12 protein-coding genes and 1 pseudogene are annotated in these 12,709 nt (G+C 46.6%); 3 read left to right on the top strand and 10 right to left on the bottom strand.

Annotated features, from left to right (window positions below):
• Positions 1 to 180 precede the first annotated feature (180 nt).
• Together QUB64_RS01715 and QUB64_RS01710 are read right to left on the bottom strand one after the other, a co-directional pair.
• Positions 181 to 561, bottom strand: coding sequence for a hypothetical protein (locus QUB64_RS01715; protein WP_333273930.1), 381 nt, complete (start codon positions 559 to 561; stop codon positions 181 to 183).
• A gap of 215 nt (positions 562 to 776) precedes the next feature.
• Positions 777 to 2,453, bottom strand: a complete 1,677-nt coding sequence (locus QUB64_RS01710; RefSeq protein WP_333273933.1) for an ABC1 kinase family protein — start codon at positions 2,451 to 2,453, stop codon at positions 777 to 779.
• Positions 2,454 to 2,494: 41 nt separating this feature from the next.
• Here QUB64_RS01710 and QUB64_RS01705 point away from each other — a divergent pair, with 41 nt between their 5' ends.
• Positions 2,495 to 2,764, top strand: a complete 270-nt coding sequence (locus tag QUB64_RS01705; protein ID WP_333393940.1) for a hypothetical protein — start codon at positions 2,495 to 2,497, stop codon at positions 2,762 to 2,764.
• Between the two features lie 207 nt (positions 2,765 to 2,971).
• On the opposite strand, the gene QUB64_RS01700 is transcribed toward QUB64_RS01705, so the two are convergent.
• Complete coding sequence (locus QUB64_RS01700) at positions 2,972 to 4,120, bottom strand: DegT/DnrJ/EryC1/StrS family aminotransferase (RefSeq protein ID WP_333273939.1); 1,149 nt, start codon at positions 4,118 to 4,120, stop codon at positions 2,972 to 2,974.
• A gap of 127 nt (positions 4,121 to 4,247) precedes the next feature.
• Here QUB64_RS01700 and QUB64_RS01695 point away from each other — a divergent pair, with 127 nt between their 5' ends.
• A complete protein-coding gene (locus QUB64_RS01695; protein ID WP_333273941.1) occupies positions 4,248 to 5,027 on the top strand; it encodes an ABC transporter permease in 780 nt (259 codons plus the stop codon).
• Between the two features lie 346 nt (positions 5,028 to 5,373).
• A complete protein-coding gene (locus tag QUB64_RS01690; RefSeq protein ID WP_333273944.1) occupies positions 5,374 to 5,994 on the top strand; it encodes a Uma2 family endonuclease in 621 nt (206 codons plus the stop codon).
• Between the two features lie 29 nt (positions 5,995 to 6,023).
• On the opposite strand, the gene QUB64_RS01685 is transcribed toward QUB64_RS01690, so the two are convergent.
• The 7 genes and pseudogenes from QUB64_RS01685 to QUB64_RS01660 all read right to left on the bottom strand — a co-directional run bounded on the left by QUB64_RS01685 (position 6,024) and on the right by QUB64_RS01660 (position 12,391).
• The gene (locus tag QUB64_RS01685; protein ID WP_333273947.1) at positions 6,024 to 6,725 is read right to left on the bottom strand and encodes a hypothetical protein; all 702 of its coding nucleotides are present in this window, start codon (positions 6,723 to 6,725) and stop codon (positions 6,024 to 6,026) included.
• A 67-nt stretch (positions 6,726 to 6,792) separates the two neighbouring features.
• Complete coding sequence (locus tag QUB64_RS01680; RefSeq protein WP_333273949.1) at positions 6,793 to 7,353, bottom strand: AAA family ATPase; 561 nt, start codon at positions 7,351 to 7,353, stop codon at positions 6,793 to 6,795.
• A complete protein-coding gene (locus tag QUB64_RS01675) occupies positions 7,354 to 7,704 on the bottom strand; it encodes a hypothetical protein (RefSeq protein ID WP_333325386.1) in 351 nt (116 codons plus the stop codon).
• A gap of 42 nt (positions 7,705 to 7,746) precedes the next feature.
• Positions 7,747 to 7,926, bottom strand: a pseudogene (locus QUB64_RS32885) (AAA family ATPase); the annotation flags it as partial.
• Positions 7,927 to 8,173: 247 nt separating this feature from the next.
• On the bottom strand, positions 8,174 to 10,063 hold the full coding sequence (locus QUB64_RS01670; protein ID WP_333273954.1) for a hypothetical protein: 1,890 nt from the start codon (positions 10,061 to 10,063) through the stop codon (positions 8,174 to 8,176).
• Positions 10,064 to 10,293: 230 nt separating this feature from the next.
• Complete coding sequence (locus QUB64_RS01665) at positions 10,294 to 10,968, bottom strand: nitroreductase family protein (protein ID WP_333273957.1); 675 nt, start codon at positions 10,966 to 10,968, stop codon at positions 10,294 to 10,296.
• A 439-nt stretch (positions 10,969 to 11,407) separates the two neighbouring features.
• Positions 11,408 to 12,391 (bottom strand): GntR family transcriptional regulator, encoded by a 984-nt coding sequence (locus QUB64_RS01660; protein WP_333273960.1) that lies wholly within the window; start codon positions 12,389 to 12,391, stop codon positions 11,408 to 11,410.
• Between the last annotated feature and the right edge of the window lie 318 nt (positions 12,392 to 12,709).

The following is a 12,709-nucleotide window of genomic DNA, read 5'->3' as shown; positions in this document are numbered from 1 at the left end:
TACTACGAACCAACTTTCTTCGTTGTTAGAAAAGCGGATTTTAATCAAGAAGGACTAAAGTCCTTACTACGAACCAAGCTTCTTCGTTGTTAGAAAAGAGGGTTGATGTTTAACTGAAGGACTAAAGTCCTTACTACGAACCAACCCTCTTCGTTGTTATAAAAGAGGGTTGATATTTAACTATGGTTCTTCAAAAAAAGAATCCAAGTCTAAGGCTTGGGAACCTCCGCGTTGTAGTTCAATTAAAAGCTTACCTAGCTGAGTCCAAACCAGCCACCCAGTTAGTAGCGTCAGCGGCAGGGCTAAAACATAAGAAAGTAATTTTGGGAAGCCAAAAATTTCCATTCCTGAAGCTAAAAATACGCAAATTCCGCCGGCCATTCCCAAAAAAGGCAACTGCAATTGTAGACCTTTTAGGTTAGACAAAGTACGGCTAGAACGATTTTTAGACCAGAGTTGTACGGCTTCTTTGAGAGTTGCTTCAAAGGCTAAGCCTGAAGCCATACCTGCTACTAATCCAGCAGTCATTAAAAAATAGGGAGGTTCTGGAAAGTAATACACGAATAATTCCTTAAATTTGGGTAATTGGGAATTGGGAATTGGGCATCGGGCATGGGGCATCGGGCATGGGGCATCGGGCATGGGGGATTGGGAATTGGGAATTGGGAATTGGGAATTGGGAATTGCCAAAAGTAGAATTATTTTTTTTCCTTCTTCTTTCTTCCTTCTTCTTCCCTCTTCCTTCTTCCTTCTTCCCTCTTCCTTCTTCCTTCTAATTACAATCGAGTCAGCGCGGCTGTTCCTGCTGTGGAAAGCTCTGTCAAAGCGCCTAGAGCAACGTTGAACAAGCGACTTGGTTGCAGGTCTTCTTTGACTAAGTTCCAGAGGCTGCCAACTTCTTGGGTGTGAATGCGATCGTCCTCAATCAACGCTAACATTAGCTGGCGTCTCAAAAACGACCCTTCCTCTGACAGCAAAAATTGCAAGCCTAGTTGGGCTGTAGGTAGCAGGTCGAAACTGCGATCGGATCTGGCGATCGCGATCATCTCCTCTAACCTGTTCCACTGGAATTTGCCATCCTTGAATAATACCTCAATCAGGCGACGGCGCAATGCCGGAGATTCCCCGTTCAACAACCTGCGCGCTACGTAGGGATAGGCGACCTCGACTATCTTGAAGTCGGGATTCAGCGTCAGGGCTAAACCTTCTTCTGTGACGAGAGACCGAATAATTAGGGCAAATTTCGCGGGGACTCGGAACGGATAGTCGTACATCAACTCCGAAAACTCGTCTGTAATCGTCTTGAAGTTAAAGTCGCTTACCTTTTCGCCGACGATATCGCCGAGGACAGATTCCAATGCCGGGACGATCGGCATAATATCTGTATCTGGAGTCAAAAACCCGAGTTTGACAAAATCCTGGGCTAACTCTAAGTAATCTTTGTTGATCAAATGAACGACAGAATCAACTAAAGTTTCTTTAGTGGTTTCTTCCATCTGATCCATCATCCCAAAATCGATGTAAGCCATGCGGCCGTCCGCTAAGGCAAACAGATTTCCCGGATGGGGGTCAGCGTGAAAAAATCCGTGTTCGAGTAACTGTCGCAAACCGCTGCGGACTCCGACTTCAATTAAGCTATTGGTGTCTAAACCTGCGGCTTTGACACTTGCCATATCTGTTAGCTTGATGCCGTCAATCCATTCGAGAGTCAGAACGCATTTTGAAGTATAGCGCCAGTAAATACTCGGAACTTTTACTGTCGGGTCATCGGCAAAATTTGTTGCAAATTTCTCGGCGTTGCGGCCTTCATTGATATAGTCAATTTCCTCGAATAGTTTAATACCAAATTCATCGACTATTAAACAGAGGTCGTGACCGAGATTCAATGGCAGTAAGGGGCCCAACAATCCAGCCGCCCAGCGCATTAAGTAAAGGTCGAGGCTTAAGATTGGCAGCAAATTTGGTCGCTGAACTTTAACTGCGACTGCTTCGCCGGTGATTAAACGGGCTTTGTAGACTTGGCCGAGACTGGCCGCTGCGACTGGTTCGGGGGAGATTTCTCTGTAGGTTTCGCTAATGAGGCGATCGAGTTCTGCTTCAATAATCTCGAAAGCCCGCACTGAGTCAAAGGGCGGCAATTGATCCTGAAGTTTGATCAGTTCTTGGAGAAAGTCTTTGCGAATTAAGTCTGGTCTAGTAGAAAGGGCTTGGCCGACTTTAATGAAAGTGGGGCCTAAGCGAGTGAGTATTTGTCGCAGGTGGGCGGCGCGTTCCGGCTGGTGGGCGGCGACTTCGTGCTGCCAACTGTCCCACAGCATCCCGATCACGAAGCCTGCAAATAACCAAATAACGGTAATTGCGCGCCAAATTGCTTTCCAAGGACGGTTGCGGTAATACTGAGCGATCGCTTGTGGATCGTAGCGTCTAGCCTGAGTGAATTGATACTGAGGCACTCGTTTATTTTCCTCTGATTTTATGAAAATTGCAGGTTAAATTGGGAATTGGGAATTGGGCATGGGGCATGGGGCATGGGGCATCGGGCATCGGGCATCGGGCATCGGGCATCGGGCATCGGACATCGGGCATCGGGCATCGGGGATGGGAAGTCGAAAGTTCAAACATTCTTTATTCTTCCTTTTTCCTTCTTCCCTCTTCCTTCTTCCCTCTTCCTTCTTCCTTCTTTCTTATTCCTTCTTCCTTTTTCCTTCTTCCCTCTTCCTTCTTCCTTCTTCCTTCTTCATCATTGACCGATCGCAAATTTTAGGCGAGCGGAAAATGCACCCGTTTAAGGCGGATTGCCAGCCTAAATTTGTTTCTTTTCATTAAATATAGTACATAAAAGTACAAGTGCTCGGTCAAAATACTTAACCATTCTCCCTGACCGCTGCACCAGTACGCCACTGCAACCCTGCAATTCCTCTATTCTCAGGTGTTTCTGTGGATCGGGCGATCGCCCAAAAGCCACTAAATCCTATCCGCCCTTTGCCAAACAATCTTTCAGCCCGTAAATCGCCCGCTCCTGTTGATCCCTCGAAAGTTCCGGGAACATCGGCAAAGACAAGACTTCGCGACAAACTTGCTCAGCCACAGGCAACTGACCGGCCCCGTAACCCAAAGATTTGTAAACAGGTTGCAGGTGCAAAGGTAACGGATAGTAAACCATCGAACCAATTCCGGATTCCTGCAACTTAGTCCGCATCGAATCTCGAAAATTACCAGCAGGATTTGGCGCTTCTGCTTGACTTATCAGCCGGATCGTGTATTGATTCCAGACTCCCTTTGCTGCCGGCAATTCCTTGGGGACAGCAACTCCGGGCACCCGGGAGAGAAATTCGCCATAAACGGCGGCTTTCTCGCGACGTTGGGAGTTCCAACTGTCGAGATAGCGCAATTTAATGCTGAGAATCACGGCTTGCAGGGCATCTAAACGGCTGTTGTAGCCGATTTCTTCGTAAAAATACCTAGAAGACTGTCCGTGTTCTTTCAGCATTCGCATAGAAGCTGCGAGGGATCGATCGTTCGTCGTCACCGCCCCGCCGTCACCGCAAGCGCCTAAATTTTTGGTCGGATAAAAGCTGAAACAGCCCACATGGCCGATGCTGCCGACTTTTCGAGACTCCCACTCGGCGCCGACAGACTGCGCGCAATCTTCGATTACGGCTAAATTGTGCTTGGTGGCAATTTCCATCAACCGAGTCATGTCTACCGGTTGGCCGAAGATGTGAACCGGCATGATTGCTTTGGTTTTTTCGGTAATTGCGGCTTCCAAGAGCTCGACATTCAGATTAAAAGTCCCGCTGTCTATATCGACAAATACGGGAGTTGCACCGACGGCGCTAATTGTTTCAGCCGAAGCGAAAAAGGTAAAAGGAGTGGTAATCACTTCATCGCCCGGGCCGATTTTGAGAGCTCGCAAAGCCAAAATCAGCGCATCGGTGCCCGAGTTGCAGCCAACGCAGTCGGAAACGCCTGTGTAGTTGGCAAACTCTTGCTCAAAACTCTTGACGGCGGGGCCGCCGATGTAGCCGCCAGAGGCGAGCACTTTTTGTACCGCAGCGCCGATTTCGTCGCCAATCTGGGCGTACTGCTGGGTTAAATCGAGGGGGGGAACGTTATTCACTCTTGACACCACAAATTGCAACCATTATCAAAGCAAATTCTTACAGCAAAACTGTTTCTCAGAAACCTTTATTCAAATATCTTATAGTTGGACGGGCAAACAATCACTTTATCGAAAGGGAGCGCGGATGTTAATTCTGCTAGATTTTACTGATTTGGGTTGGGCTTTGGGGATGGTGGCGATCGCGATCGGGCTTTCGGCGTGGCAGAGATTGGGGTTGGAGGGGGCGATCGCGATCGCGGCGGGACGCACTCTAATCCAGCTTATCGGAGTCGGCTACGTGCTCGCCGTCGTGTTTGCGCCGGAGGGGAAAAATCCGTGGCTGGTGTCAGCAGTTTTAGCCATCATGCTGACAACGGCTAGCGTGGTGGCCAGCAACCGGATTAGCAAAAAAATCAAGCACTTGCTACCGTTAGTTTCGGCTTCAATTGCGATCGGTACGGCGTTTACTCTCGCCTATACACACTTGCTAATTTTGCAACCCGATCCTTGGTACGAACCGCAATACTTGATTCCCCTAGCGGGGATGATTTTGGGCAATGCGATGAACTCAGGGGCGATCGCTGGTGAAAGACTTGTGAGTACAGTTAACAGCAGCCAATTAGAAATAGAAACCCATTTAAGTTTAGGTTCAACGCCGCAGCAAGCAGTAAAACAGTACCGGAAAGACGCGATTAAAGCTGGATTAATCCCCACATTAAACACAATGACAGTCGTGGGAATCGTGACATTACCGGGAATGATGACGGGTCAAATGCTCAGCGGTGTCAGTCCTTTGGATGCAGCATATTACCAAATTTTGATTATGTTTGTGTTAGCGCTGGCAACTTTAATCGCCACTCTATTATTGACTGAGGGATTGTGTCGGAGGTTTTTTAATCAAGATGCACAATTAATCAAATGGTAATCGGGCATTGGCCTGCGCAGGGCATTGGCCCGCGCAGGGCATTGGGAATTGATAATTGGGAATTGATAATTGGGAATTGATAATTGGGAATTGGGCATTGGGCATTGGGAATTGGGCATTGGCTTGCGCAGGGCATTGATAATTGGTAATATGATGTAGGTAAGAACTTGCATTTAGCCTTATTTTATTAAACAGGCAAGATGCCTGTTCCACAAAAATTAATTTTTTTGCCAGGTGGGCTTCTAGGTTTCTTGAACAGGCGACGCCGGCCTGTTCCACAAAGAGTGAGTTTATCTTGTGGGGTGGGCACGCAAGCCCGCCCGATTCATCACTAAGGAGAATAGCCATGATTCAAATAGCAACTAAACCGCTAACTTTTGAAGAATTTGCGGAATGGAAGCCAGAAAACGGACGTTATGAACTGCACAATGGAGAGATTGTTGAAATGTCACAACCATTAGGAGACCATGAAGAAGTTATCGGTTTTTCCGCAAGAAAATTGACAGTAGAATTCGAGCGGCTAAACCTTCCGTACTTCATCCCCGGACAAGCATTAGTTAAGCCCGCAGAAAACGAATCAGCTTATTCGCCCGATATTCTGATTTTAAATCGCCCCAACTTAGCGTCAGAACTTCTGTGGAAAAAGTTTTCAACTGTGACTCAAGCAGCATCAATTCCGCTGGTTATTGAAGTAGTTAGCACGAATTGGCAAGATGACTACATCAAAAAAGTAGGTGAATACGAACTAATCGGGATTCCAGAATACTGGATTGTGGATGATCTCGGTTTGGGCGGCCGCAGATTTATCGGGAATCCCAAACAACCGACTATCTCGGTTTACCGACTGGTTGACGGCGAATACGAGGTGAGTTTGTTTCGGGGAGATGATAGGATTGAGTCGCCAACTTTTCCTGAGTTAAACTTGACGGCGCCACAAATTTTTCAAGCTGGATCGATTGCGGAGTAATATCAATTCCGGTTGCACCAGAATTAATATTACTCAGCAGATCTAATGATAGGAATTAATCGTTCCTCGATTTCACAAATATAGGCTGTTAACCCTGTCTGAACACCTTTTTTTCGCAGATTTTCCAGCTCCGTGTCTTCCCAGCACTGTCGTTCGCGTTCCATCTTGCCACCTGTGAGCTTTTCCACAACAACTTTAGGATTTCTAATGCGATCGGGTTCTGTCAATGAGTTAGAGCGTAGTCTGTGTGATTCTTCGCAAGGATTAAACGTCAATTCGGTTGCGATATTTTGCAGAATTTGTTTTTCTTCTTGATTAGATGGAATAAATCCATTCAAAACCCAAGCTTCCCGCATTCTATCGGCTGTACCAATAATAATTGCTAATTTAGGTTGTCGATCGATGTGTTCTGAACGCGCTTGCTCAATACCTTCTCTTCGCTCAGGCTGATTGTCTAAATCTCGAATAAAGAGAATTGCTTTAATGTTTCGTGTTTTTTGAATAAATCGTACTAAATTAAGAATTTTTATAGCTGCTGCACCATCAGCTTTTAATGCTCCATCTTTACGATGACCTAAATACCTGGGAGGACGGAATCCTAAGCTTTGTTGGAAATTATCTATAATTTGATTAATATTTTTCCACCAATAATTGTCTGTGCCAGCTTCTAAACCACTCCATTGATATAGATGTTGCAGCATCTCAGGGTCTAACCAATCAATTTTTTGCACTCAAGTGCGATCGGCTAATTTAGTAGCGGTTCGTGCGTCTGCGTTACTTTCGACAATCACCACAAACTCAATCATTAATTTCTCCTGCAACCACCCAATCTTCTCCCTCCGCATCCCAAAATTCTCCGGTGGTCAAAGTTTGTTTTGCCCATTCTACATCAGGATGTTCATCTAATCTTTTGCAACGAGTCACCCCGGAGTTGTTGTTACTTAATACATGAACTTTAGACGGAATAAGTTCATCCACAATGTAGGGAGAATGGGTGGAAAAAATAATTTGCAGGTTGTTGTTTTGTTGAATAATTTCTTTGAAAACAGCGATTAATTCTCGTTGCGCTTTGGGGTGGAGTCCCTGTTCGACATCATCTAGTAATACTAAATTAGGTTGATTAGGATTTATCAAAACAGTCAGTAATCCGAGGGCGAGCATTGTTCCTTCGCTAATCGCATGGGCTGGAATGCGCTTACCAGTATTCATATCTAGGACAACTTCTTGCCCTGTCATTTCCTGACTTTCTTCGTAGGAGATAGATTTGCCATCGACTTCGATTAAGCGTTGGCGATTTACCATAACCTTGGCTCGTTTTACGCCGACTTCGCGTACACCTGGTACAATCAGTTTCAACATTTATTGTAAAGATTGAAACTTATCTGGAGCTTCGTCACGAAGATAGTCTAAGGTAGGTGCTAATCCGGAACCATCGAACTCAACTCGCGGTGTAATTGCATCACTATAAGCTGCTTTAGCAAGATTAGTAGCTACTAGCTTAAGATGAACTGAGTATCTCAAAGATTCAGGAATTGGATATTTAGCATCGCTCAGCGAACTTGACCATCCTTGTACATTTTCGGGTTCTCGATCGACTTTCCATGATGCTCTCGGAAACCAAGGAGGGTTAACGCTTTGTGTCCAGTTATAGGAAGCTTCCCAATCAGTCCGAGATTTGTATCCCAAAAAACCACTTACAGTAACAGACATATTATTTTGCCCAATTGTTGTAAGAAATTGAGGCGCTCTTTCATTCTGAAAAATATTTGCAAATGATGAATTAGTAAGCTGACTGAGATAATGCAATGCTTGCAAAACGGATGTTTTACCAGAACTGTTTTGTCCTACGAGTGCGTGTAAGCCTGAATTGTCAAAATTAAGTTCAGTGTCTTGATGACTTTTGAAGTTATGAAGTTTTACTTTTTCTAGCATTTGATTGCTAACATTTTTTTATACCGTTTGATTGCAGAGCTTGTAGTGTGTGTTAACGAAGTATAACTCAATACGTTTCAGATAAAGCCGATCCCCCCTAGCCCCCCGATCGAAGGGGGGGACCCGAAGCGATCGACATTCCTCCGTCGATCGGGGAGCCATAGTAAGCACTCAAAGTCCCCCTTGCTTTCGGGGGATGCGAGGGGGATCTGGCCTCGCATCAAAGTGAGATTTCTCAGCGGATGTTCTACTTCGGTTCGTGACTCGCAATCCGCTTACCTTCGCCATCGTAAACCTGCATCGGAATTTTCGCGTTTTCGGCGATCGCCTCCAAGGCCGTTTGCAGAGTAGCAACGTGCTTTTCCACAGCTTGGCGAGTCTTCACAGAATTATTGTTATTGGCTTGAATGAAAGTTTGTTGCAATTTCTCCACGTAATCGGGATTCATCTGCACCGCTATCAAACCATTGCTAACAGTATAGTCGCAAATTTTCGGCTTGCCTTTGCAAGTTCTATCCAAATCCGTCCGCGCTTTTTGCAAGTTCCTTTCTTCCTGCAACTTAACTTCTGCTTGCTGCAATGAAGTTTTGTAGGAATCAATCAGCGGTTTGGCTTTCTGGGAATAAGAAGTAGCCGCCGGAACTTGCTCAGCGTAACTCAAAGCTCTCCGCCAGTTTTCCGATGCTTTAAACCAGCCGTTTTTGCCCTCAAAAATTTTAGCTTCCGCTGCTAAAGTCACAGCTTGAGTGTAGGCATTTTCCGAAATTGTTTCAACATTTTTGCGCTCGCGAGCTTGTGAAAGCTTCGTTTCGTATTTCGGAACTAGCAGTCTACCTAGTTGGTAAGATTGCGTATTGCCGGGAATTTCTGCTAGCGTGTCCAGGGCTTTTTCCCAACCTGCTTGCACCCCTGCCCATGTCTGGGCTGTCTGAGCTACTGCTTCCCGAGCTTCGGCTATTTGCGCTGTACTTTTGGCTGCGAGCAACGTTTTTTCGGCTTGTTTTTCTGTGCCTAATTGCCGATTTCCTGTTGCTAAATTCTTCCGGTATTCCTTCGCCTTTCTCTGAGCATAGGGATAAACTGGGCTGTTTGTGGGGATTTCTCCGAGTTGGGCGATCGCACTTTGCCACAGAGCTTGCGCTTCCTGGCCGCTCTCGGCAGAATAAGGCGGATTTTCGGTTTTCCGAGCTGCGGACTGTGCCAGACGCGCTGCATCGATCGCAGACTGGACATTTTGACTTTGCTCCCGATAGCTTTCGATGGCGGTTTGAGCCTCACCGCGATGAATTGACCAAGAAGGAATCGGTTCCAAAAGGGCGATCGCCCCTTTTAACTGTTCCTGCGCTTCTTCCGGGCTGCTAGCAACCTTTGAAGTTTTCAGAGTCTTCGCCGAATTATCGCTCAACCGTTTAGCATTAGCTAATGCAGTGCATTCTCCGATCGCACAGGGACGGCTCAGCAGGTAATAACCGCCTGCCAAAATAACCGCCGCGATGCTGACGATTCCCGCCGCCGCCAGCATCGCAAACGGTGAATGCTTGGGTGTTTCGGCAACTGTTACCGCTTCCATATCCAGCACATCGAAGGGATTGTCTGCGAGATCTTCCGGGATTCCAGCTACCTTAAAGGCGAGATCATCGGAATTGCTAGAACTCTCAGAAAAATCGGGGAAATATTCATCGCCTCCCGCATTTTTAACATCTCTTTCTAACGGCATCTCCTCCGCTGCATCCGCCGTCTCTGCGGCATTTGCGGCTAGCACCATCCCCGTTTCTGCTGCGGGTTTCTTCTCGGTTTTTTTCAGCACTTGCACTGTTCTGGGTCTTGACAAAACAGGATTGTGCATGGTAAAAGAATGGAAAGCATAAGGCTGTTTTTGCCCGGTAATTTTCAGGCAAAGTCCAATCTGTTGAATAGATTCCGGTTCTATTTCGAGAATTGCTGTTTCTAGCACGGCAAAAGTCGGTTTAGCTTTGAGAACCAAACTGCGCGGGTGTTCTCCCACAACCGTTAAAGAGTCATCTCGAAAATCGCAACTGATATAAAGCGGTAAATTTTTCAACCCGGCTGCTTGTAAGTGCTTCTGCAACTCTAATTCTAGAATTTGTGCCTTGCTTTGTCGCGCTGCTACTGTCATATTTTGCTCCTCTGTCTACTATCACCACTTGAGATTTTAGTTTGAAGAAATTCTCGGCATTTCAGATTTGTTTTAACTTAGAGAAATCCTCAAGACGATGAGGAAGTTCTTAATTGCTGAAACCATTGCTTTTCTTCCTTCTTCCGACTTCACGCTTGACGAATTCCGAATGCTATGCACCAACTCAGGCAAATCTTAAGTCTCAAATCTCAACTCTCAAATCTTAACTCTCAAATCTCAACTTGCAAGGCCTCTCCATAACTTTCGCTGTAATAAACTTGAGTCACATCAAAACGCCCGCCGTATTGTTTTAAAGGCTCTGCTGCATAACCAAGCGGCAGCAAACAGCACACATCTACTTCTTCGGGAATTTGAAAGGCTTCTTTCACCTTAGCTGCGACAAAACCTTCCATCGGACAACTGTCTACCCCAAAGCTTTTTGCTGCAATCATTAAATGAGCTACTGCGAGCATTGTATGTCTGTTTGTCCAAGCTTCTAGGGACTCAAAGCAAGGATGGTTCTCGAACAATTGCGGGATTGCTTGTCGCATATAACCGGCTAAATTGTCATTCATTCCGCCCACTGCTTTGCCCAATTCGATGACGGCTTCGGTGTTTTCCGGTTGGGCGGCGCGCCGATCGCCACAACAGATTAACACGATCGGGGCTTCTACGACTTGGCGCTGGTCGAAAGCGCAAGTTTTTAATTTTTCTTTGCTGGCTGCGTCCTGGAGTACGATAAACCGCCAAGGCTGCAAGTTATAACCAGAGGGCGATCGCACTCCCAAGCGCAAAATCTCTGCCAATATTGCTGGGGGAATCGGATCGCGCTTGAAACTGCGCGCGGCCCGGCGGCTTTCGATCGCGGTTTTAACATTAATTGAAGGCTGGATTTCAATTGTCATCGGTAATGGGGAATTGGGAATGGGGCATGGGGCATGGGGCATGGGGAATTGGGCATGGGGCATGGGGCATGGGGCATGGGGAATTATTGTTAACTTAAGCCTGAAATCCTTTGTATCTCTGGTTTGCATCCAAGTCTAGATCCCCCTAAATCCCCCTTAAGAAGGGGGACTTTGACCGCTCTTGTATCTCTGGTTTGCATCCAAGTCTAGATCCCCCTAAATCCCCCTTAAGAAGGGGGACTTTGACCGCTCTTGTCCCCCCCTTAGGAAGGGGGGCTAGGGGGGATCGAAGGCCTAATCGTCAAACAGTAGATCTGTACTAGAGTCAACGCGCTTGTTACCACCAATGGATATCGGTAATTAGGTATCGGGTACTGGAATTAGTAACTTATTCCCAATTCTTTAATCCCAAATCGAAAATCGAAAATCGAAAATGGCATCACCCCAGGCCCAACTCGCGCTTGAGCAAATTAATCGACTTAGAGCCGATGTAATTTTCGGAGCATACCAGTTGCGGGGGACGAATAATATCCTCTCGGGCAGCGTTAATCGCCGCTTTGACTGTAGCAAAGCTCGGTTGGTCGCAGAAAATTGTTCTAGCCGATCGCACGATCGAGTTAATCTTGTAAGCATCCGACAGCAAAGCCGTCATCACCAGCAAATCCTCGCCCCGGAGGCTGTGGATAATCACTTCAGTCGATCGCAACATTCCCGAACTCAGGCTGACGATACCCAAATAACTGTCTTTCGGCAAACTCCCCACTAGCTGAATTTCCTGAACATAATCATAGATGTCTACGGGAATCACTCGCACCGAACGCGGCGCCGAAATCGATTCCGCTTGTCCGATAAAATAACGACTCGTGATCACAGTTCCCGCAGAGATGTTATCCAGAAAAGTACCTAAATCTTCCATCGGTACTAACTGGATGGGAATCCGCAAAGCTTGTTCCAGTTCTTTTGCCATCAGCTCCCCCACGCCGATGTCTTCTGTGGGGGCTGTGACGACCACCCGCGAACTACACCGGAGTCGCCAGTCAATTTCGGCCAAAAATAATTCCCTCGCTTGGTTGAGCGTACAGCCCTGTCCCAGCAGTTGATCCATACTTTCTTGAACTATTTTGTTAGCCAGGGGATATTCTTCGAGAATCGGGGATTTGAGCTTGCTGCCGCCTTCGTGGCCTTGAGCGCGCACGTAAATGCCCGATCCGGCTTGGGCTTCTACGAGTCCGGTATTTTCGAGCTGTCGGTATACTTTGCTGATGGTGTTGCGGTGCAAACCCGTCTGCATGGCTAGCTGTCTGGTACTGGGTAAGCGGTGCCCGGGCGGAAACTGGCGTGAGGCGATCGCAAACCTGATTTGATTGAATAGTTGCGTAGATGCTGGAATCTCGCTCTCTGTTTGAATATGAAATTGAACCATATTAAAGGCTCCGACGACTTCAAATTAGTTTTTTTATAACGTTGAGTACCGTGCATGGGATGGCTCGGATATCTCTGTGTATAGCATAATCTGATTTGGTTCATCTGCGGTGGCGGTTTTGCTTGGTTTGCGATCGAGCCTGATTGTTCAGGTACTTTCAAGTCTTAACCGTAGAGTGCGTCAGGAAAGATAATTCTGAATCCTCACGGACAATCTGATTCTGACGCACCAGCTAACAAATGGTGCGTCAGTTGTGAGATTGTGAGTTTTTCCCGAAAATCTTCCTAGCTGACACACCCTACTGCACTTAATTTGATT

Source organism: Microcoleus sp. Aus8_D2, assembly GCF_036702665.1.
Classification (GTDB): Bacteria; Cyanobacteriota; Cyanobacteriia; order Cyanobacteriales; family Microcoleaceae; genus Microcoleus.
This window is presented reverse-complemented; position numbering and strand designations above follow the sequence as displayed.

Bases quoted from the DNA above. Each gene is read 5' to 3' on its own strand.
- QUB64_RS01680 (WP_333273949.1), bottom strand. From the start codon at position 7,353: ATGTTGAAACTGATTGTACCAGGTGTACGCGAAGTCGGCGTAAAACGA.
- QUB64_RS01695 (WP_333273941.1), top strand. From the start codon at position 4,248: ATGTTAATTCTGCTAGATTTTACTGATTTGGGTTGGGCTTTGGGGATG.
- QUB64_RS01670 (WP_333273954.1), bottom strand. From the start codon at position 10,063: ATGACAGTAGCAGCGCGACAAAGCAAGGCACAAATTCTAGAATTAGAG.
- QUB64_RS01660 (WP_333273960.1), bottom strand. From the start codon at position 12,391: ATGGTTCAATTTCATATTCAAACAGAGAGCGAGATTCCAGCATCTACG.
- QUB64_RS01675 (WP_333325386.1), bottom strand. From the start codon at position 7,704: ATGTCTGTTACTGTAAGTGGTTTTTTGGGATACAAATCTCGGACTGAT.
- QUB64_RS01690 (WP_333273944.1), top strand. From the start codon at position 5,374: ATGATTCAAATAGCAACTAAACCGCTAACTTTTGAAGAATTTGCGGAA.
- QUB64_RS01665 (WP_333273957.1), bottom strand. From the start codon at position 10,968: ATGACAATTGAAATCCAGCCTTCAATTAATGTTAAAACCGCGATCGAA.